A 19788-nucleotide genomic window follows, 5' to 3' on the forward strand; every position below is an offset into this window, starting at 1 on the left:
TGCGGATTCAGCTCCCTCTTCCGGCAAGGGCGTGGCGAAACGAGTCGACTCCGAAGTCCACCCGGTCGCCCAGGAGATCAGAGCCCGAAGACGCCCGGCCAGCGGTTTTCTCGAGGGCTTCGCGTGTGCGGATGCGGCGGTTGACCAGCACGCCGAGGTCCTTGCGCGGGGCGGCCAAGTCGCAGATCTGGGCCGCGGGCAGCTTCGGACAAGCGTTGAAGTCGAACTCCTCCACGACGGCCAGGCGCACGCCGATGGGATGCGCCGCGAACGGGGCGGGCACGGCGCCGGTGCTCCCCATCAGGCCGCCGACTGCGGACGTACATCACCGACCTGGCGGACTGCCTTCAGTCGTCGGCCCCTGCGGTGAGTTCCGTCCGCGTGTCCGGGCGAGGTCGCCGGGGCACACGGACGGACCGATGGGCGGCCCCCTGAGGGCCGTCCCGACCCATGTGCCGCAGCGGCCGTGATCCGGCGTGGTGAAAGCGAGATCCCATCCGCCCGGCGAGGAACCTACTGGAACGCAAAGGGGCGCTCTGTTTTCGTCGAACGCCCCTCAGATTCAGAACATCGTGTTGTCGTTGGCGGAAGTGGCAGGCACGTCCTGAAGCACGTCCCAGTGCTCGACGATCTTCCCGCCCTGTACCCGGAACAGATCCACGACGGCCTGCCCGCGCTCGCCGGGCGCGTTCACATAGTGACTGTGGACGGCGACCAGATCCCCCTCGGCGACAACGCGCTTGCGCGAGACGGTCAGCTCCGGGAACGCCCGGAAGTACGCCCCGAGCCCGTCCCGCGCACCGGCCACACCATCCGCGATGCCGGGATTGTGCTGGTGGTACCCGGCGCTCCAGTACGTGTCGAGCGCGGACAGATCCTTGTCGACGATGAGCCGGTCGAATGCCTTGGTAACGAGCTTCTTGTTGGAGGCGGTGAGCGAGCGCGGACCAGGTTGCCCGGTCTGCGGCCGGCTGATGGTGGAGAACATGTCGTTGCCGTTGACACTGCTGCCGGGGACGTCCTGCAGGGTGTCCCAATGCTCGGCGATCTTGCCGTCCTGGAACCGGAAAATGTCCATGACGGCCGAGCCTCGAGTTCCCGGCGTCAGTACGAGGTTGGAGTGCACCACGACGAGGTCGTTCTCGGAGATGACCCGCTTGACGTTGTACTTGGTGTCGGGGAACTGCTGATGCAACCCGGCAGCGAAGTTCTTCAACGCCTCGGGGCCATCGGACGCGAGGGGGTTGTGCTGGATGTAGTCGGCCCGCACGAACCTGTCCACAACCGCGGTGTCACCCCGCTCGAACGCCTCCTTGAGGACGTGTACGGCAACGGTCTTCTGGTAGTCGAGCCGGGCGCCGCCGTCGACGTGCCCGATGGCGTGACCCGCGCTGACGGGCGGCGAGGCGAAGGCGGGTACGGTCGCGGCGCCCAGCAGGGCGGACGTGGCGACCGTGGCGAGGAGGATGCGCCGGGTGGCCGTGGGCCGGCTGGACATGCGGGAAGTCACGATGTTCCCTCTCTTGGGACTTGGGCGCTGTGCTGGAAGATCGGACTGACTCAGTTCTTGGTGCCGAACATGTAGGCGTTGGCGACGTCGATGAGGGCTGCGCCCTGGTAGGCGGGGTAGCGCTCGGTGATGGCCTTCTTGTAGGCGTCGCCGTCGTCGCCCAGCAGCTCCCGGCCGGCGTTGACGTAGTCGGTGAGCTCGGCCCAGACGGTCGGGGTGGTCGGTTCGCCGTGGCCGGGCAGGATGGTGTCGTACTCGGTCTCGGCTGCGAAGCGGTCGATATTGGCCTGCCAGCCGTCGAAGTCCTTGTCCAGGAACCACAGGTGGGTGTGGTTGTAGACGACGTCCTGAGCGACCAGGACACCCTCCTCGGGCAGCTTGATCACGAGGGTGGTGTGGATCTCGCCGCCGGTGACCTTCTCGAACACGAACGGGATGCCGTCGATGACCTCGGTGCCCGGGGTGATCTCCACGGTCGGAGTCATATCGGCGAGCGGGATCGCGGCGCCGGTGGGCAGATCCGTCTTGGCACCCATGGCGACGATCTCCGCGGTGGTCTCCGGTAGCGCGTGCACAGGGACACCGAAGCGGGCCGCGCCCTGGTAGTGGTCCGGGTGCGCGTGGCTGACGACGAGGCGGTCGAGCGGCTTGCCCAGGCTCTTGGCGTAGGCGACGACCTCGTCGGCGTAGGCCAGGACGAACTGCGCGTCGATGGCGATGATCCGCGACGGCGTCTCGATCAGCTGGGTGGTGACGGCCAGGCCGTCCTCGGGCGCGCCGTAGCTGTGAATGCGGACCTGGCCCTTGTCGATGACTGTGAGGGTGCCGTGCATGGCTGTGCTCCTGTCGAAGTGCGGATGAGCGGTGATGAGGGGACGCGGGAAGGGGCGGATCGTTAATGGCCGACTCACGACCGACCATCGGCCGCAACGGACACCGCCGGCTTTCCATCCCCACGGGCCCGCGCCCCTGGAACAACTCCATACTGGGACGGAACCGGAGGTCCAGCGAGGTACGCTGCGGTCTCGTGATGGTCCACAGGCGACAAGCGCGGCAGAAGCCCGGTCGGCGGGAGACGGTCCTGCCGAAGGTGGCTTTCCAGCCTCCGGCCGGAACCCCGGCGGGCATGGAGGTCATGACCCTGGCCGACTTCCGCGACCGCACCCGTGACTGGCCCTGGCACATCGCCACCCCGCACCGGCAGGACTTCCACGCCCTGATGCTGGTCACCGCCGGCACCCTGCGCCACCGCGTCGACTTCACCGGGTACGTACTGCCGCCCGGTTCCTGGCTGTGGATCCGGCCCGGCCAGGTGCACCAGTGGCAGAACCCTGACCAGGCCGAGGCCATCCTGATCTTCTTCCAGGAGGACTTCGTCGCCCCCGACACCGCAGAACTGGCCGGACTCGGCACCGGCACCGCCCCGATGCCCTTGTACAGCCCCGACCCTTCGCAGGCCCCCGTCCTGACAGCTGCGGCAGAGCAACTGGCCGCGGAGTTCTCCCAGTGGGACCGCCATCCGCTGCCGGTGCACACCGCCCTGCTGCACCGCCTGCTCGACGTCGTACTCCTGCGCCTGGCCCACCTGCAGCAGCACGGCCAGGCTGCGGAATCCGCCCCCGAGCCCTTCCTGCGCTTTCGCGACGCTGTCGAACGAGGCTTCTCCCGCACCCATCGCATCGACGACTACGCCCGCGAACTCGGCTACTCCACCCGCACCCTGACCCGCGCCACCCAGACCGCGGCGGGCCTCAGCGCCAAGGACTACCTCGACCAGCGCCTCGCCTTGGAGGCCAAGCGACTCCTCGCCCACGGCACCGAACCCGCCTCCACCATCGCAGCCCACCTCGGCTTCACCAGCGCCACCCACTTCGGCAAGTTCTTCCAACGCCACACCGGCCACACCCCCCTGGCCTTCCGCGCCTCCCAACGTGCGTCGCCGCCTGCGTAGCCGCCCACGCCACCTGACTGCGTGAACGAGTTCGGCGAGGGCTGCTTCGGACGCTGGCCCGTTGGAGTCACGAGCAGCACATTCCATCCCTTGGGCCACAAGCCTGACTGGCTCAGCCTCCGAACACCTCCGGCGGCACGCCCAGTTCCTTGGGTCCGACAAGCCCGAACGAGGGGCCTCGGGTGAGCCAGAGCACCATGGGCAGGGCACGTTCGGGGTGTCGGCGGCTCATTTCGCGGGCGATGTCGGCGACGGGTACCCGCGGCTCGGCCACCTCCCGGTAGTCCTCCAGCCAGGCGCGGGTGTCGTCGAACACCTCTGTCCCGCCCACCGGGCCGTGGCCCGGGACCACGATCCGGTGTTCTCCCAGCGCCTGGACCTGATCCAGGGCGGTGAGCCATGACGCGGGGTTGTTGGTGTCCGCCATGTAGCAGTGCGAGTGGTGGTTGAGCAGGTCCCCGGCGATCACGGCTTGCGCGTCGGGCACGTGGAAGGCGGTCGCGTGGACCGTCTCGGCCACCGGGAGGTCCACGAAGACCACCGCGTGCCCCTCCAGGGAATAGCTGTCCCCGGTCAGCGGCTCGGGCACCGGCATCTCGTCCGGGATCTGGTCGCCGTAGGCTTCCTGCCAGTGCAGGCGCTTGGCCGGCCACTCCAGGATCCCGTCGATGACGCCCTGCCGGGCCAGGATCCGGGCGTCGGGGAAAGCGGAGGCGATCTCACCCATGCCGCCGTAGTGATCCGGGTGCGCGTGGGTGATGAAGGCCGCCTTGAGCTGCTTACCGCTGTCACGGACGCGCTCGGCGAGTTCGCGTGCCTCGTCGATGACGAACTGCACGTCGATCAGGATCGCGTCGTGCTCGCCGCTGATGAGGACGCAGTTCGGCGACAGAGCCGCTTCGGAACCCGCGAACACATCGAAACGAAGCCCGTTCCGCTGCTCCGAGAAGATGTTGGTGATCATGGGTCACTCCTCTCTGACCGACCCTTTTCGTGCCACTCGATGCGTGGCATCCTCTGAGCCGTGCGGTAACGCTAAGGAAACCTGGGAATCCATGACATGACTGGGAGCGCGCCGTTTTCGGCACCACAGCGCAGCTACGACGCCGGTGCGGACGCCGAGCGGCGTTTCACCACGCTCGGCCTAGACCATGACCCGTGGGACTACTGGAGCGAGGTGACCCGCACGGCGTTCGTCGCCATGCGTGCGGCCGCACTGCCCGACACGGCTCCCGTCCCAAGCAAGCACCGCTTCGCCGCATCCGCCGTCGCCCAGGTGACGGGCGGGCTGATGGTCAGCACCATGCGGGCGGATCCGCATGAGGCCGCTCGTACGCCTGACCTGGTCAGGAGGGCGGCAGGAGAGGACTTCTTCCTGACGCTGCTCACCGAGGGATCGGCCAGGCTCCGGCAAGGCGACCACGCCGCCGAGATGGGCCCCGGCGACTTCGCTCTCGTGGACAGCGCCCACCCCTACGTGTTCCGCTTCGATCGCCCGTTCCGCTCGGTGGTCCTGCAGATACCCCGCGCGATGCTCACCTCCCGCTCCGCCGTCGCCGAGCACGTCACCGCCGTACCGTTCCGGACCACGCGCGGCACGGGCGCCTTCGTCAGCCCCGTCCTGCGCGCCCTGGCCGAACAAGGTCATGACCTTGGCGAGGCGACCACCGCATCCTTCATGAGGAACCTTCTCGATCTCCTGGCCACCGCGTGTGACGCTCTCGGCTCGGGCGTCTCCGGGAAAGCGAGCGCGGCCGTTCACCGACGTGATCTTCGCCTGGCCAAAGCCCACCTCGCCGACCGGCTCCACGACCCCGGCCTGACGCTGCTGGCCGCCAGCCACGACCTGGGCTTTTCACTGCGTTATCTGCATGAGCTGTTCCGCGAGGCCGACACCACACCGCGCGCATGGCTCTACGCCCTGAGGCTCGACCGCGCCCGCGCGATGCTGTCGGGGGCCGGATACGACGCTCAGAGCATCAGCAGCATCGCGCTGCGCGTCGGGTTCAAGGATGCTTCCCACTTCTCCCGGGCGTTCAAGGCTCGCTTCGGGACCAGCCCCGCCACCTACCGCAGGACGCATCACACGTCGAAGGGCAATCGCGTCCGTTGACACGCCTGGCTGGGAGGTCTGAACGGTTGTCGGGAGCAGGCGCCCTCTCCGTCTGGAGGTGGCGCTGTGACGTACGCCTCGCGAGCGGTCTCCTCCAGCCCTTGGAATATGAGTTGGCCGGTCACCGGCTCCCGTCGGGACCCAGCGGCGGGCCGGCAGGCAGTTCGTGGAAGCCAAGGGAGTGGTCGAGCCGCAGGACGGCAGGGCCAAGGTGTCCTGCGCCGGCCATGGCGCAGGTGCGGGTAACCGGACCGTAGACGGCATAGAGGCAGCCGACTCCCGCCACGTCGGCCTTGGATCCGTGGGACGGCTGCGGCCGGTGTCCCAGCAGGAGCTGGGCACCGGCCGCTCAGGCCGTCACCCGGTGTCGCGCGTCCATGCACACCACGGCGGGGGCGCCGCCGATCCAGCCCGGGCGACGGCTCAACCCGCCTCGCGGATCCAGCCGTCCAGGGGAACGTCTACACAGAGGCGGACCAGGGGCTCGTGGCGGACGATGCGCCCACCGGCGCCGACGGACGTGGCGGCTGCCCCGATGAACCGGACGCGTGCCCCGGGGCGCACGGCGTGCGCCGTGAGGGACGGTGCGTCCGCTCGTCGCCCACTTCGCGTCCGGCGATGAGGAAGAAATGGCCGCGCGGGTCAGAAGTGGCCGGACGGGACCGGCTCAAATGTCTGTTCCGCCCAGATCGTCTTGCCCTGGGTGCTCTGGCGGGTGCCCCAGTGCTGGGTCAGCTGCGCGACGAGGAGCAGGCCGCGGCCGCCTTCGTCGTAGGTGCGGGCGCGGCGCAGGTGGGGAGCGGTGTTGCTGCCGTCGGAGACTTCGCAGATGAGGGTCTTGTCGTGGATCAGGCGGAGTTGGATGGGAGGTTGGCCGTGCCGGATGGCGTTGGTGACGAGTTCGCTGACGACCAGCTCGGTGACGAAGGCGGCGTCCTCCAGCCCCCAGGCCTCGATCTGTGCCACCGCGTCCTTACGGGTCTGGGCGACGACGGAGGGGTCGGCCGGTACCTCCCAGGTGGCGACCTGGGAGGTGTCGAGCGCGCGGGTGCGGGCGAGGAGGAGCGCGACGTCGTCGGCGGGTCGCTGGGACAGGAGATCGGCGAGCACCGTGTCGCACAGGGCGTCCAGGGAGGGCGTCGGCCGGGTGAGCAGGTGGCAGAGCCGGTGGAGGCCGTCGTCGATGTCGCGGTTCCGGGATTCGATCAGGCCGTCGGTGTAGAGGGCGAGCAGGCTGCCCTCGGGCAGGTCGATCTCGGCCGCCTCGAAGGGCAGGCCTCCCAGACCCAGCGGAGGGCCGACGGGGAGGTCGACGAGTTCGACGGTGCCGTCCGGGCTCACCACGACCGGCCGCGGATGTCCGGCCCGGGCGAGCGTGCAGCGCCGGGAGATCGGGTCGTAGACGGCGTACAGGCAGGTCGCGCCGACGTCGCCGCCGATTTCCGGGTTTCGGTCGGCCGGCTGGGCGCTCTCCTGTTCGGTGGACAGGCGGGCGACCAGGTCGTCGAGATGGGTGAGCAATTCGTCGGGGGGCAGGTCGATGTCGGCGAGGGTGCGGACAGCCGTACGCAGGCGGCCCATGGTCGCGGAGGCGCGGATGCCGTGGCCGACGACGTCGCCGACGACCAGTGCCACCCGCGCCCCGGACAGCGGGATCACGTCGAACCAGTCGCCGCCCACGCCGGCGTGCCCGCCGGCCGGGAGGTAGCGGGAAGCGACCTCCACCGCCGCCTGCTCGGGCAGTAGCTGCGGCAGCAGGCTGCGCTGCAGCATCACCGCCGTACCGCGTTCCCGGGTGTAGCGGAGGGCGTTGTCGATGCAGACGGCCGCCCTGGCCGTCAGTTCCTCGGCCAGCACCAGGTCGTCCTGTTGGAAGGCCTCGGGGTGGTGGTGGCGGACGAAGACGGCGACGCCCAGCGTGGTTCCGCGTGCCGTCAGGGGCACAGTCATCACCGAATGGGCGCCGAGTCCGCAGACGCGGGACATGTGGGCCGGGTCACGGGCGATCCACTCGGCGATCGCAGCGTCGGTCGTCCGGTGCACCGCGGGCCGCCCCGACCGCAGGCTCTCGACCGGTGCGGAGCCCTCCGGGTACTCGTCCACGTCACCCAGGCCCAGGACCGCCTCCGGGATGCCCGAGGTCACGGACTGGTGGGCGACGCGCCGCAGCACGAGATGGCCGGCCGCTGGCACGCCTCCCGGGGGCGGCTCGTGCAGGTCGTCCAGGGAGGTCAGCAGGTCGACGCTGACGAAGTCGGCGAGTTCCGGGACCGTCACGTCCGCCAGCTCCTGCGCCGTCCGCATCACATCGAGCGTGGTGCCGATGCACCGGCCGGCCTCGGCGATCAGCTGGAGCCGCTTGCGTGCCCAGTACTGCTCCGTGATGTCGCGCGCGGTGTGGCAGACGCCGCGCAATTCGCCCGCCCGGTCCCGCACCGGCGACAGAACGGTCGACCAGGCGTGCTCGCGCGTCTCACCGGGGGCGCGCAGAAAGTGCTCCCGGTACTGCGGCTCGCCGGTCTCCAGCACACGCACCAGGCCCTGTGCCAGCTGATCAGCGACCGGGCTGTCCCAGATCTCGTCGACGTGCAGTCCGCGCACGTCGTCCTCGGTGAGGCCCATGATCTGTTCCGTGCCCTCGTTGACCCGCCGCACCAGGAGACTAGTGTCGTACAGCGCCAGCGCACAGGAAGGGGACTGGGCGAAGCTCCAGCTCACGAGGGCGTCGTCGGAAGGCCGGGGCGGCTGCGGGGCCAGGGCGGACACCAGGAACCACTCGCGGGCGCCGGTCTCCGGTGTCCTGTGATGCGCGAGGACCTTGATCTCCAGCCGCCGGCCGTCACGGTGCCGGACGGCGAGCTTCCCATGCCATCTCGGCAGCTCCGCGAGGGATCGCAGGTCCTGCGCCGGGATCGGCTCAGCCAGCAGATCGGCCGCTGATCGCCCCACGGTCTGAGCAGCCGAGTATCCCAGCAACTGCTCGGCCCCGGTGTTCCACCCGGTCACGGTGGCGTACTCATCGACGGTGACACGCACCGTGAGCGCCTCGCCGTCCACCTCTGCGAGCGGCCGCGACGCCCGGTCAGCGGCGATGCGTTGGCCCATGATCGCTCATCTCGCTCTCACGGAGATCCACTGTCTGCGATCCGCGGTCCGCGTATACGGCGGGCAGCGGATCGTTGAACGTAAGCCATTATCCTCCTGTCCCGCGGCTCGGTGCGAGAGTGCCCCAACGGGACAACGCCGCGTAGCGGGGGGCCTGCGCTCGTCCCGTCCTGTCCGGCCCCTGCTGGGCCGCCAGGACCACTTGTACGGAATGCCGGACCCGCGACCCGACGCGTGTGGAGCTGGCCGTTGATGTCGACCGGGTTGCCGCTGGCGGGGAACCCGAGGGCGTCTCCGGTGTGAGTCGCGGTCATCCGCCAATGGAGGACCACCCAGCCGCCGGGCAGCTCCTGCTGGAAGAGGATCCGGTGCTGTGCGCCGGTGAACCCGTCGCGGACCGCGGCGATCGACGCCCGCATGCCGTCGATGCCCGAGGCGTCAGTAGCGGGGTTGTGGTCTGAACGAAACGTGAAAACAGGTGACACACATGTCTGCAACTCCCCCTCCTCTCAGGATCATTGTGGCGAAGCCCGGTCTGGACGGGCACGATCGCGGAGCCAAGGTGATCGCCCGGGCGCTGCGGGACGCGGGCATCGAGGTGATCTACACAGGCCTGCACCAATCCCCCGAACAGGTTGCTGGTTCGATCACCGGAACGGTACTCCGACGACTTGCTCGTCTCAGTTCCTCGCCACCCGCTGACTACGCGGAAAGTCCGCTGCCTGGGCGGCTTGCAGCCCTGGACGCAGAGGAACGGGTCTGTGGCCGGGAATGGCGTGCCGAAACCTGTGCGGTGGCCGGGGCCGCGCTGGTCCGGGTCAGCGCGAGGCGATGCGCCGGGGGTCGGGCAGCACGTGGCGGTGGCCGGCTCGTAGACGCCGTCGAGCGCGGTAAACAGTGCCACGGCGAAGGCCCCGGGGTCGGGGACGCCGATGGCGTGCTCGCCCACGTAGCTGGCCCGGCCGCGCCGGGGGTGAGGGACGCACTGCTCAGTGCACCCTGGATGGCGGCCTCGGCAGCAGCGGTGAAGGGACTGCCTCCGGCATCGCGGCCGACGGTGGCCAAGGCATCGCCGGCCTTTTCCGGCACGGCGGAGGGCGGGGCGCCCGTGGGTGTGGCGGCAGACCGCGCCACACGGCGCGCAGGCGCATCCCAGGGCCGTGCGGGTCAGCCCGTTCGGGTTCGGCGTGGATGAGACCGGCGGAGCCGCTCGGCGCGGTCGCTCGGTTTGTCCGGCTCTCCGCTGCGGCGGCTGCGCAAGACGGTCAACGGGCTGCACCGGCGTGAGGCCTGGCAGAACAGCCAGGACACGCACGACCGTGGCTACGTGCTGCCGGAACCGCAGGCGGCCGTGGTCCGCTCCCCCGGCATCCGCCTGGCCGAGTGCCTGATCGACGCCCTGCACGTCGCCGAGTCCAGGGGGACGCGCCTGTCGGTACCGGATGCCGACCCACGGACGGCGACCTCGGCCTGACGCTGGGCAGGTCGAACGGCCCTGACGGAATGACGATCCTCAGGATTCCTGTCTGTTTTTCGCTTGGGTGCTTACCATGCGACGTATGAGCACTGGGGCTCCTCGTGATCAAAAGCCGTACGCCACGGCGGCGGTCGAGCAGTGCGTCACCGACATCGACGAGGCGCGGTCCCTGGGCACGGATCTGTATCACGCGCATGATCTCGATGTCCTCGGCGACCAGACCCGCTTCGCTCTGCGACTCGCGGCGGTCCGTGTCGGGGCGCTCACCGTGGGGTGGCTGTCCTACGACACCGAGGTCCGGGTCGAAGCGGCCGCGCCGGAGTCCGCCTACCAGGTCAACGTGGCCTGCACCGGCAGCGTGCTGACCTGGTCGGGCGAGGACCGGATGGTGGCCTCGCCGCTGCGGGCGGCGGTGTACCGGGCGGACCGGGCGCACGCGTTGCAGGGATGGGACGGGCCGTGCCGGACCTTCGGGCTCAGGATCGAACGCGATTTCCTGGACCGGCAGTTGGAAGTCCTGCTGGGACACCGGGTGCGGTCGCCCATCGCCTTCGACCTGCCGCTCGACCTCAGTGGGGGCCGGGGCTATCACTGGTGGGCGCTCGTGCAGGCGCTCGCCGGGCAGGTGCACGACCCGGACTGCCCGCCACCGCACCCCACGCTGGCGGCGTCACTGGAGCACAGCATCGCCAGAGGTCTGCTGCTCGCGGCCGGTCATAACTACCGGGCGGAGCTGGAAGCGCCGGTGACGCCCGCCGGGCCCGTGGCGGTGCGCAAGGCGGTCGACTACATCGAGAGCCGGCCTGAACTGCCGTTGACGGTGGGCGACATCGCCGACGCTGCCGGGGTCGGCGTCCGCGTCCTGCAGGAAGGCTTCCGGGCTTCGCTCGGCACCACGCCCATGAGCTATCTGCGCGGTGTCAGGCTGGCCCGCGTACGGCACGAACTGCTGGAGGCCGGCGACGCGGCGGAGAGCGTAGCCGAGGTCGCCTTCCGCTGGGGCTTCACCCACCTGGGGCGGTTCGCGGCACGGTACGCGGAGCTCTACGGGGAGACTCCGTCCCAGACCTTGCGGGGCTGATCTGAAAGGACCGGGGCAAAGTCCGGCTCCGGGTTTCCTGCCGTGCGCCGCTCCGCGTTTTCCGCCTCGCTCTCTGGATTGCCGGGTTCCGCCCGCCGCGCGCACGATCGGCACCGAGTGGACGAACGGCGCACGGTTCAGTGAGGAGCCCCAGCCATGACCAGCACAGCCACACCCACACCTGCATCCCGAATTCTTCCGCCCGGCCTGGACGAGAAGCAGTTCGCCGAGGCGGTCGTCCGCTTCCGGGAGGTGGTGGGCGAGGAGCATGTGATCAGCGAACCCGCCGGCCTCGACGCGTTCCATGACCCCTACCCGGTCGGCGAGGAGCCGGCCGGCGGGGCCTCGGCGGTGGTCTGTCCCGCCGACACAGCGCAGGTCCAGGCCGTCGTCCGGGTCGCCAACGAGTACGACATCCCGCTCTCCCCGATCTCCACCGGCAAGAACAACGGGTACGGCGGCGCCGCCCCCCGCCTGACCGGCTCCGTCGTGGTCAACACCGGCGCCCGTATGCGGCGCATCCTGGAGGTCAACGAGCGGTTCGGCTACGCCCTGCTGGAGCCCGGCGTCACCTACTTCCAGCTGTACGAGCACCTCCAAACCACCGGCAGCCGGCTGATGCTGGACTGCCCCGACCTCGGCTGGGGCAGCGTCGTCGGCAACACCCTGGACCGGGGGGTGGGCTACACCCCGTACGGTGACCACTTCATGTGGCAGACCGGCCTGGAGGTCGTCCTCCCGGAGGGCGACGTCCTGCGCACCGGCATGGGCGCGGTGCCCGGCAGCAATTCCTGGCAGCTGTTCCCGTACGGGTTCGGGCCCTACCTGGACGGCATGTTCACCCAGTCCAACCTGGGCATCGTCACCAGGATGGGCATCGCGCTGATGCAGCGTCCGCCAGCTGCGATGTCTTATCTCATCACCTTCGAGCACGAGGACGACCTCGCGCGGATCGTCGACATCATGCTGCCACTGCGCATCAACATGGCCCCGCTTCAGAACGTCCCCGTGCTGCGCAACATCGTCCTCGACGCAGGCGTCGTCTCGCACCGCACCGAGTGGTACGACGGCGACGGCCCGCTGCCCGCCGAGGCCATCGAGCGGATGAAGCGCGAGCTGAACCTCGGCTACTGGAACTTCTACGGCACCCTCTACGGCCCACCGCCGGTGATCGACACGTACTACGGGATGATCAAGGACGCCTTCGGGCAGATCCCGGGCGCCAGGTTCCACACTCACAAGGAGCGCCCCGAAGCCGGCGACCGCGGCGCACACGCCCTCCATGACCGCCACAAGATCAACAACGGCGTCCCGAGCCTTGACGAGCTCAAACTGCTGGACTGGATCCCCAACGGCGGGCACCTCGCCTTCTCCCCGGTCTCCGCTCCCGACGGCGAGGACGCGCTCAAGCAGTTCAGGATGGTTCGCCGGCGCACCGACGAGTGGGGCACCGACTACGCGGCGCAGTTCATCATCGGCCTGCGGGAGATGCACCACATCGGCCTCTTCCTCTACGACACCCACGACCCGAAAGCCCGTCAGGAGACCCTCGACCTGACCAGGCTCCTGATCCGTGAGGCCGCCGCCGAGGGCTACGGCGAGTACCGCACCCACAACGCCCTGATGGACGACGTCATGGCCACCTACAACTGGGGCGACGGCGCCCTGCTGAAGTTCCACGAGCGCGTCAAGGACGCCCTCGACCCGCGCGGCGTCATCGCCCCCGGCAAGTCCGGCATCTGGCCCAAACGCTTCCGCGGGCAGAGCCACTGAACCGGTGCGGCGGACGGGTGCGCGCGGGGTGGCCGCGGGGGTGGCGCACGCCCGCCCGGGGCGGCGTGGCCACGGCCTCTACCGTGCGGTCGCCCCGTGCGGACAGGGGCCGGCCGGGCTGGCTTTATCAGTGAGACCTGACACCGGTTGTCGACTCCTTGAGACTGCTGGCCCGCGGCATCCACCACCTGACCGAGGAGATCAACGACCTCAACAAGCGGATAACAGAAGCGATCCATGCGAGAACTCCGGGCCTGCTCGACGTGCACGGCGTCGGCCGGACACCGCGGCGGCCCTGCGTATCTCGGCCGGTGACAACCCCGAACGCCTCGGCAGCGAGGCATCCTTCGCCGCCCTGTGTGGCACCAGCCCGGTCGAGGCATCCTCCGGCAAGACCCAGCGCCGTAGGCTCAACCGCGGCGGCGACCGCCAGGCCAACGCCGCTCTCTACCGGATCGTCCTCAGCCGCCTGTGCTGGGCGGGCCCTTCCCATGACTACCTGCGGCGACGGCTCGCGGAGGGCAAGACCAAACGCGAGATCATCCACTGCCTGAAACGATACGTCGCACGAGAGACCTACCGGCACATCGTCCCCGCAAACACCACGGCACAGCCCACGAAACCAGCCCAAGACTCTGCTTGACATCCATAGGGGCATCAACGCCGTCAGCGAGGCGTTCAACAGCGTCCTGAAAGTCGAGTACGCCCATCGGCACGCTTTCGCGACCCGTGCGGAGGATCGGATTCGGATCGCGACCTGGATCACCGACTTCTACAACGCCCGACGACTACACAGCGTGTGTGGCTTCAAGAGCCCGATCGACTACGAACACGACTACCAGGATTGGCATTCGCGTACCCAGTCGGCCGATGGGATCTGCGCACCTGTGCCCAATTCCGAGGCGACGGCCTTGGGTCATCCGTCAGTTCACTCGCTTCCCTGGGCGGATCAGTGGCCAGTCATCCGGCTTTCTGTCCTGTCAGGATTTCGTCTTGCACGTGCCGGAAATCGACTTGGTACTCTCGAGACGAGGTGACGCTGCCCAGCCAACCCAGGGCGAACGCCGCGGGAACGGAAATCAGACCCGGGGTCTGGTACGGGTACCAGTTGAAACTCGCTTGCGGCCACAGCGCGAACGCGGTTCCCGAGACGATGGGCGAGAAGAGCGTGAGGACGGTGCAGAGCAGTAGTCCCCCGTAGACGGACCACAGGAGTCCTCGACGGTTGAAGCGACTCCAGAAGAAGGAGTAGATCAACGTAGGGAAGACGCACGAAGCCGCGACACTGATCGAGAAAACGGCCATGAATTCCATGGGAGACCGGTGGATGACAGCGGCCAGCGACAGGCTCACCGCACACATGCTGACGGCGGCCACGCGCAGTGCCCGCACCTCTCCGGTTTCCGTGCGGGGGCGCTTGCCACGCGCGAACACATCGTGGCTGAGGGCGACGGCAGCAGCGAAGGTCACGCTGGTCATGGTCGTGATCACAGTGAGGAACACGACGCATGCCAAGACGGTGATGAGGACGATGCGTCCCGTCGAACCGTCATGGAGCACCTCCGAGGCCAGCTGGATCGGCGACGACTCCCCAGCGGCATCGACCGCCCCGATACCGGACGCGCCCACCACGGCTGCTGCCGCAAAGCCGGTGGTGATCAGCAGGACAACGAATGCGCCGACCAGTCCAATGGCGATGCTCACGGATCGCCGTGCCGCGCGGCCGGTTCGGGACGCGCTGACCCGAAGAATCTGGTAAGGCATCACTGCCATGCCGAGGATGAGGACGATGTGATTGCCGAACGTGTTGAGTGAGCCGAGACTCACCGTGTAAGGCCAGAACCCCGGCTTCAGATATTTGTCCGGCGCCATGCTGTTGTCCACCGCGGCCGAGAGCAGAGATCCAGGGTCCCAGTCGAATTTCCTGACGGCCAGCAATGTGATCACCGCGAGCGCCGCCAAAGTCAGCGGCACCTTGGCGACGTGCATGAAACTGACGCCTCTCAAGCCCGCTACGGCGGCGAAGCAGGCGACCAGACAGCCCATCAGGACCGTGCACACCACCTGCGCCCCGTCGGTCGTCATGCCGATCAGGAGGGCCGTACTGGTGCCGGCGACACGCAGGTTGATCACGATGAGGGGGAGCGAGATGGCCAGCGTCACCGCGGTCGCCGCGATGCGGGGCCCCGTTCCCGGGGCCCGCAATGCGAAGAGGTCACCGAGGGTGTAGCGACCACTGGTACGTATCTTCTGCGCGAGGAGCAGCATTACACCGAGCATGATCAGGAAGTCGATGGCGTACGTGAACCCGTCGTAACCGAACAGAGCTACACCGCCGGAGAACCCCAAAAGGGTGACGACCGAGATCTGTTCGCCGGCCATGGCGAATCCGTTGATGACCGGGGAGAGGGACCGGTTGGCGACATAAAGCCTCTCCGGATTCTCCGCCTCCGCTGTGGCGAGACTGAAGAGCCACAGCAGTGCCATTCCGATGAAGATGAGAAAGGCCATGATCACGGGGCGTCTCGCGTCCGAACCGATGGGGTCGAGCACGCCCGAGGCCAGGATGTCCATAGTCACCGCGTCACCACCGGGAACCGTTGACAGAGGGAACACCGGATACATCGGTGGGGGGTGCGTCGGAGGGCAGAGCCTGTTCGAGGGGATCGACCGACCGGGTACTGCGCATCTCGTACAACCAGGCAGTGGCGATGAACAGGGCGCATTGCAGAACGCCCCACACCAGTCCCAGGGTGAGCTCGCCGTACACCTGCACTCCGGGGACGTCGGTGAAGCAGGACAGCGTGATGCCGACGGCGAAGGGAATCCCGTTGACGACAAGGAAGTCGCGCTGCGCGCGATGCGCGGTCTCGCGGAGTCTGTCCACGTGTTGTGAGCGTCCGGCATTGTGCGTTTGGTGCGGCGCCGGCGGGCCGCCAGGGGGATTCGGGGGGAAATGCGAATGCACGGAATCTCCAGGCATTGAGGGTGGGTGACGGCGCAGCGCGCAGCGTCCGATGGCGGGCAGGAGGATCCGGCCGGCCACGGGATGACGGTGGTGAGTGAGGGCCAACGGGTGTGGCGCCAAGGGGGAGCACGGCACGCAGCACATGGGGGCTGCTCGCATCTGTTGCCACTCGATGCACAGGGTGCTGTGTCGGGGGCCTGGCGGATCAACGCGGACGAGGAGCTGGGCACGGATTGTGAGGTTCCAGCCGGACCTCGCGAAAGCGTGCGCGTACCTACAAGCCGCTGTTGCCGTGATGCGCCATGCTGCGATCAAGAGAATCACGGACTCTGTGATGGCCTGTCAACAGCCTGTGGGACGTGTGCGACATGTCACTGCGTGCCAGCGAGACTTCGGAACTCGCAAGCTGCTCACCGATTCCCAACCTCCCCAGCGGGTTTGACCGCCAGCTGGTCGAACGAGATCTGCCCGCCCGGCGGGTGCTCATGGCGCTGGCAATTCCTTTGTGCCTCGGGGTACTTCGACGGCCCGCTCAGTGACCCATGTCGCAGAGACGTCCCAACGGTGGGGACGGCAGGGATCGCACCGCCTCGCGCCGGATGTGGGCTGATCGCCAGGCCGGGTGGGCCGAACTGTCGCTTCTGGGGCGTGAGTAGGGCCAACGAGGGCAGTGAGCGCGCCTCGATGCGGCATCGGCTCAGCTGTGCAGGGACGCCGCGGGTCGCACGACGTACTGGCGCAGGTACAGGTCGCGGTAGGTGACGGGGCCTCGGGGGCCGGGGACGCGGTCGATGTTGATGCCGGTTTCCGGCAGGCGCAGGAGCTTGAAGCCGTCGAGGAGGCGTGTGGTGGAGTTCCAGAAGACGCCTGATCCACCGTAGGCGTCCATGAACTGGGCTGCGGTGTCCGGGTCGTGGGTGGCGATGGCGGCGGCCAGTTGGGAGGTCTCCTCGTTGGCGATCCGTGCGGCGTGGAGCGGGCCGTCCGCCTCGTCAATCGTCACCGTCGCCGCGTGCTCGGAGTCCAGGGACCATTCGTAGCCGCGCGCGTGGGGGTGCGGTGGCAGCGACGCAGCGATGCCCAGGTCTTCGAGAGTCTTCAGGATGCCCGGCAGCAGCTTGTCGCGGACGGCCCAGTCGATGAGGAGCAGATTGAGCCGGTTGCAGACGCCCAGCCGGTCCAGGCTGCTGGTGATCAGTTCGTGCACCAGCTGCTCGTCGGCGTCCGGGGCCACATAGAGCACTCCGCCGCCGTCCGCGTGGGCCAGCGTGCGCACACCGTGGCGGGCGGCCTCTCGGCCGAGTTCCCGGGTGCTGTCGCCGCTGCCGCGCAGGATGACCAGGGGGACGGTCTCGGGCAGCGACACCAGCGCGTATGCCGCCGCTCGGTCCTCGTTCGGCACCAGCTGGATGGCGTCCGGGTTCAGTCCGGCGTCGTTGAGAGCGGGCGTGATCACGTGGGTGACCAGGGCCTGGGAGGAGCGCAGGGCCGCCGAACCGGTGCGCAGCACACCGCCGTTGCGGGACTTGAGGAACTGGGAGGCGACGTCGAGTGTCACGTTCGGACGCGCCTCGTAGTTTGCGCCGATGACCCCTACCGGGCGGCGGCGCTCCAGCAGGACCAGGCCGTCGGGACGCTCCTCCAGGACGGTGTCCCGCGGCTCGTGCGGCACGTCCGCGAGCGTGCGCAACGCTGCGGCCATGTCCTCCAGCCGTGGGCCGGTCAGCCGCAGGCGGTCCTGCAGTGCCGCCGACATCCCGCTTGCGGCGGCCGATCTCAGGTCGTCCTGATTCGCCGCTGTCAGCAGGTCGCGTGACGTGTGCAGCCGCTCCGCCATGGCCCGCAGCGCGGTGTCGATCTCCACGTCCGACGCCCGGGCCAGGTCCGCCGAGCCCTGCGTCGCCCGGGCTGCGCAAGCCTGGACCGCCTCCTGGACGGAGTGGGGCACGCTCATCTCGTTCCTGCTCACATGGGTCCCTTCATGGTCCAGGCGCACTACGCGTCGGGTGACAGGAGGATCGTTCAACAATCTCCGGGCGGTGTCACCGTAAACCGCCCGGTTTCCGCTGGGCAAGGGAAAGAGTGCCGTTCTTGTCCCGTGCCGGGTGCTCAAAAAGTGACCACCGGCTTGAGCGTGACCCCGCTTTCGCTGTCCTCGAAGGCCTGGTTGATGTCCTCGAAGTCGTAGTGCTTGATGAGTCTGTCGAACGGGAACCTGCCGGCCTCGTAGAGAGCGATCAGCTGCGGAATCAGCACCCGAGGCACGGCGTCGCCCTCAAGGACGAAGGTCACGCTGGCGCCAGTGAGCATCGAGCTGCCGATGTCGACGGGCGACTCGGTACCGGGCTTGGCCAGGCCCACGATCGCGGCGTGGCCGAGCAGGCCCATCGAGTCGATCATCTGGCGGAAGACGACCTTGTTGCCGGTTGCGTCCAGCGCGTAGTCCACGCCGCCTCCGGTGATCTCCTTGATGCAGGCGACCGGGTCCTCGTTCCTGCTGTTGATCGTGTGAGTGGCGCCGACGCTCTTGGCGAACTCGAGGCGGCTGTCGACGATGTCGACCGCGATCACGGTCGTGGCGCCTGCGGCCACTGCCGCGAGCAGGCCGGAGAGGCCGACCGCGCCCGTACCGAAGTGCACGAAGCTCGAACCGGGTTTCGGCTTGAGTACGTTGAGCACGGCGCCCGCGCCGGTCAGGACGCCACAGCCGAGCGGGCCGAGGATTTCGAGCGGGGCGGTCTCGGACACCTTCACGACGCTGCGCTCGGCGACGTTCGTCACGCCGGCGAAGGAGGACTGTCCGAAGAAGTGGGAGGAGACGGCGGAGCCGTCCTCGGCGCGGAAGGCCGTGCTGCGGTCCGGGCGAGCGCCACCGAAGTTGCGCATGGCGAAGTCGGTGCAGTAGGCGGGGTGGCCGGCGTTGCAGCTGGCGCAGGCACCGCAGCTGGCGAAGCTGAGCACGACCCGGTCGCCGGGCGTGATGCCGGTGACCGCGGAGCCGACCTTCTCCACGATGCCCGCGCCCTCGTGGCCGAGCACCGCCGGAAGCGGCGTGGGGTACCACTGGTCGCGCACGATCGCGTCGGTGTGACAGACACCGGTGGCGACCAGGCGAACCTGCACCTCGTCAGGGCGGGGCTCGTCGATCTCGACGTTCTCGATGACGAGCGGCTGTTCCTTGGCGGTCGCGATGGCGGCCTTCACCTTCATGGCGGTCTCCTTCTGTGCATGATTCCCATACAGATCGACTCGGTGACGGGCACGGCGAGCCATGGGCAGGGGGGTGGGTGGGCACCGTGTTCGCACGGCCCGGTGCCGTCGCGAAGCTCGGACGTGTCAGTGGCCGGGCCCACTCGAGCGCATCTGCCACTGGGTCATCGCGCCGAAGGCCAGCACGTTGGCCCGTCGGGTGGTGAAGCGCGAGGTCAGGGTCATCACCCAGTTGAAGGTGCCGGAGACGACGCTGGGCGGCGGGTTGCGCCGGTCCAGCGTGCGCAGTGCGGTGGTGACCACCTGACCCGGGGTCTGCAGCCGGACACCGCGGGCCATGTTGTCGGAGCCGGCCGTGTCGAAGAACTCGGTGCGGGTCGGGCCCGGGGAGAGGGCGAGCACGCGCAGGCCGGTGCCTCGCGATTCCTGCCACAGCGCCTCGGTGAAGTTCAGCACGAAGGCCTTGGTCGCCCCGTAGACGGCGGCGCTCGGCCACGGCTGGTACCCGAGGGAGCTGGCGATGTTGACCAGGACACCGGTCAGCTGGCCGATGAACGCCCTGGTGACGTCGACCAGGCTGGCCACGTTCAGGCCGATCTG

At 68.7% G+C, this 19788-nt stretch carries 19 protein-coding genes and 1 pseudogene; 8 read left to right on the forward strand and 12 right to left on the reverse strand.

Going from position 1 to position 19788, the window contains the following annotated elements; translation table 11 throughout:
- Nucleotides 1–7: 7 nt before the first annotated feature.
- From ACFZBT_RS38435 to ACFZBT_RS38445, 3 genes are all read right to left on the reverse strand, one after another.
- Nucleotides 8–283: a hypothetical protein gene (locus ACFZBT_RS38435; protein WP_391114390.1), complete on the reverse strand. Its 276-nt coding sequence runs from the start codon at nucleotides 281–283 to the stop codon at nucleotides 8–10.
- Nucleotides 284–562: 279 nt separating this feature from the next.
- On the reverse strand, nucleotides 563–1498 hold the full coding sequence (locus tag ACFZBT_RS38440; RefSeq protein WP_391114393.1) for a nuclear transport factor 2 family protein: 936 nt from the start codon (nucleotides 1496–1498) through the stop codon (nucleotides 563–565).
- 62 nt (nucleotides 1499–1560) lie between these two features.
- Nucleotides 1561–2343 (reverse strand): MBL fold metallo-hydrolase, encoded by a 783-nt coding sequence (locus ACFZBT_RS38445; RefSeq protein WP_391114396.1) that lies wholly within the window; start codon nucleotides 2341–2343, stop codon nucleotides 1561–1563.
- Nucleotides 2344–2600: 257 nt separating this feature from the next.
- Here ACFZBT_RS38445 and ACFZBT_RS38450 point away from each other — a divergent pair, with 257 nt between their 5' ends.
- A complete protein-coding gene (locus tag ACFZBT_RS38450) occupies nucleotides 2601–3461 on the forward strand; it encodes a helix-turn-helix domain-containing protein (protein ID WP_391114398.1) in 861 nt (286 codons plus the stop codon).
- Nucleotides 3462–3573: 112 nt separating this feature from the next.
- On the opposite strand, the gene ACFZBT_RS38455 is transcribed toward ACFZBT_RS38450, so the two are convergent.
- On the reverse strand, nucleotides 3574–4425 hold the full coding sequence (locus ACFZBT_RS38455; RefSeq protein ID WP_391114401.1) for an MBL fold metallo-hydrolase: 852 nt from the start codon (nucleotides 4423–4425) through the stop codon (nucleotides 3574–3576).
- A 96-nt stretch (nucleotides 4426–4521) separates the two neighbouring features.
- Here ACFZBT_RS38455 and ACFZBT_RS38460 point away from each other — a divergent pair, with 96 nt between their 5' ends.
- Nucleotides 4522–5574 (forward strand): helix-turn-helix domain-containing protein, encoded by a 1053-nt coding sequence (locus ACFZBT_RS38460; RefSeq protein WP_391114404.1) that lies wholly within the window; start codon nucleotides 4522–4524, stop codon nucleotides 5572–5574.
- 121 nt (nucleotides 5575–5695) lie between these two features.
- Here ACFZBT_RS38460 and ACFZBT_RS38465 read toward each other — a convergent pair whose 3' ends face one another.
- From ACFZBT_RS38465 to ACFZBT_RS38475, 3 genes are all read right to left on the reverse strand, one after another.
- Nucleotides 5696–5860, reverse strand: coding sequence for a SpoIIE family protein phosphatase (locus ACFZBT_RS38465; protein WP_391114407.1), 165 nt, complete (start codon nucleotides 5858–5860; stop codon nucleotides 5696–5698).
- Between the two features lie 356 nt (nucleotides 5861–6216).
- Nucleotides 6217–8679, reverse strand: coding sequence for a SpoIIE family protein phosphatase (locus tag ACFZBT_RS38470; protein WP_391114410.1), 2463 nt, complete (start codon nucleotides 8677–8679; stop codon nucleotides 6217–6219).
- A gap of 17 nt (nucleotides 8680–8696) precedes the next feature.
- Nucleotides 8697–9164: an ester cyclase gene (locus ACFZBT_RS38475; protein ID WP_391114413.1), complete on the reverse strand. Its 468-nt coding sequence runs from the start codon at nucleotides 9162–9164 to the stop codon at nucleotides 8697–8699.
- Between the two features lie 2 nt (nucleotides 9165–9166).
- Between ACFZBT_RS38475 and ACFZBT_RS38480 the strand changes: the two are divergent.
- The 6 genes and pseudogenes from ACFZBT_RS38480 to ACFZBT_RS38505 all read left to right on the forward strand — a co-directional run.
- Nucleotides 9167–9316, forward strand: a pseudogene (locus ACFZBT_RS38480) (cobalamin-dependent protein); the annotation flags it as partial.
- 591 nt (nucleotides 9317–9907) lie between these two features.
- Nucleotides 9908–10153 (forward strand): hypothetical protein, encoded by a 246-nt coding sequence (locus ACFZBT_RS38485; RefSeq protein ID WP_391114416.1) that lies wholly within the window; start codon nucleotides 9908–9910, stop codon nucleotides 10151–10153.
- Between the two features lie 85 nt (nucleotides 10154–10238).
- Nucleotides 10239–11237 (forward strand): helix-turn-helix domain-containing protein, encoded by a 999-nt coding sequence (locus tag ACFZBT_RS38490; protein WP_391114419.1) that lies wholly within the window; start codon nucleotides 10239–10241, stop codon nucleotides 11235–11237.
- A gap of 156 nt (nucleotides 11238–11393) precedes the next feature.
- Nucleotides 11394–13010, forward strand: coding sequence for an FAD-binding protein (locus ACFZBT_RS38495; protein ID WP_391114421.1), 1617 nt, complete (start codon nucleotides 11394–11396; stop codon nucleotides 13008–13010).
- A gap of 130 nt (nucleotides 13011–13140) precedes the next feature.
- Entirely contained in the window at nucleotides 13141–13653 is a 513-nt protein-coding gene (locus ACFZBT_RS38500) for a transposase (RefSeq protein WP_391114425.1), read from the forward strand.
- Nucleotides 13654–13666: 13 nt separating this feature from the next.
- Complete coding sequence (locus ACFZBT_RS38505; RefSeq protein ID WP_391114444.1) at nucleotides 13667–14047, forward strand: integrase core domain-containing protein; 381 nt, start codon at nucleotides 13667–13669, stop codon at nucleotides 14045–14047.
- On the opposite strand, the gene ACFZBT_RS38510 is transcribed toward ACFZBT_RS38505, so the two are convergent.
- The 5 genes from ACFZBT_RS38510 to ACFZBT_RS38530 form a co-directional block, all read right to left on the reverse strand.
- Nucleotides 13971–15584, reverse strand: a complete 1614-nt coding sequence (locus tag ACFZBT_RS38510) for a transporter (RefSeq protein WP_391114428.1) — start codon at nucleotides 15582–15584, stop codon at nucleotides 13971–13973. The genes ACFZBT_RS38505 and ACFZBT_RS38510 overlap by 77 nt on opposite strands.
- Nucleotides 15585–15594: 10 nt before the next feature.
- Nucleotides 15595–15897 (reverse strand): DUF485 domain-containing protein, encoded by a 303-nt coding sequence (locus ACFZBT_RS38515; protein ID WP_391114430.1) that lies wholly within the window; start codon nucleotides 15895–15897, stop codon nucleotides 15595–15597.
- 778 nt (nucleotides 15898–16675) lie between these two features.
- Nucleotides 16676–17947: an aldehyde dehydrogenase family protein gene (locus ACFZBT_RS38520; protein ID WP_391114433.1), complete on the reverse strand. Its 1272-nt coding sequence runs from the start codon at nucleotides 17945–17947 to the stop codon at nucleotides 16676–16678.
- A gap of 140 nt (nucleotides 17948–18087) precedes the next feature.
- Nucleotides 18088–19188: a zinc-binding dehydrogenase gene (locus ACFZBT_RS38525; protein WP_391114435.1), complete on the reverse strand. Its 1101-nt coding sequence runs from the start codon at nucleotides 19186–19188 to the stop codon at nucleotides 18088–18090.
- 126 nt (nucleotides 19189–19314) lie between these two features.
- The coding region (locus ACFZBT_RS38530; protein ID WP_391114438.1) for an SDR family NAD(P)-dependent oxidoreductase at nucleotides 19315–19788 on the reverse strand (474 nt) is incomplete at its 5' end.

Source organism: Streptomyces sp. NPDC008137 (assembly GCF_042957035.1).
Taxonomy (GTDB): domain Bacteria; phylum Actinomycetota; class Actinomycetes; order Streptomycetales; family Streptomycetaceae; genus Streptomyces.

What these genes read in the sequence shown, in the direction of transcription:
- ACFZBT_RS38525 (WP_391114435.1), bottom strand. Translation starts at nt 19,188, where the DNA reads ATGAAGGTGAAGGCCGCCATCGCGACCGCCAAGGAACAGCCGCTCGTC.
- ACFZBT_RS38460 (WP_391114404.1), top strand. Translation starts at nt 4,522, where the DNA reads ATGACTGGGAGCGCGCCGTTTTCGGCACCACAGCGCAGCTACGACGCC.
- ACFZBT_RS38440 (WP_391114393.1), bottom strand. Translation starts at nt 1,498, where the DNA reads ATGTCCAGCCGGCCCACGGCCACCCGGCGCATCCTCCTCGCCACGGTC.
- ACFZBT_RS38470 (WP_391114410.1), bottom strand. Translation starts at nt 8,679, where the DNA reads ATGGGCCAACGCATCGCCGCTGACCGGGCGTCGCGGCCGCTCGCAGAG.
- ACFZBT_RS38455 (WP_391114401.1), bottom strand. Translation starts at nt 4,425, where the DNA reads ATGATCACCAACATCTTCTCGGAGCAGCGGAACGGGCTTCGTTTCGAT.
- ACFZBT_RS38510 (WP_391114428.1), bottom strand. Translation starts at nt 15,584, where the DNA reads ATGGACATCCTGGCCTCGGGCGTGCTCGACCCCATCGGTTCGGACGCG.
- ACFZBT_RS38490 (WP_391114419.1), top strand. Translation starts at nt 10,239, where the DNA reads ATGAGCACTGGGGCTCCTCGTGATCAAAAGCCGTACGCCACGGCGGCG.
- ACFZBT_RS38445 (WP_391114396.1), bottom strand. Translation starts at nt 2,343, where the DNA reads ATGCACGGCACCCTCACAGTCATCGACAAGGGCCAGGTCCGCATTCAC.
- ACFZBT_RS38495 (WP_391114421.1), top strand. Translation starts at nt 11,394, where the DNA reads ATGACCAGCACAGCCACACCCACACCTGCATCCCGAATTCTTCCGCCC.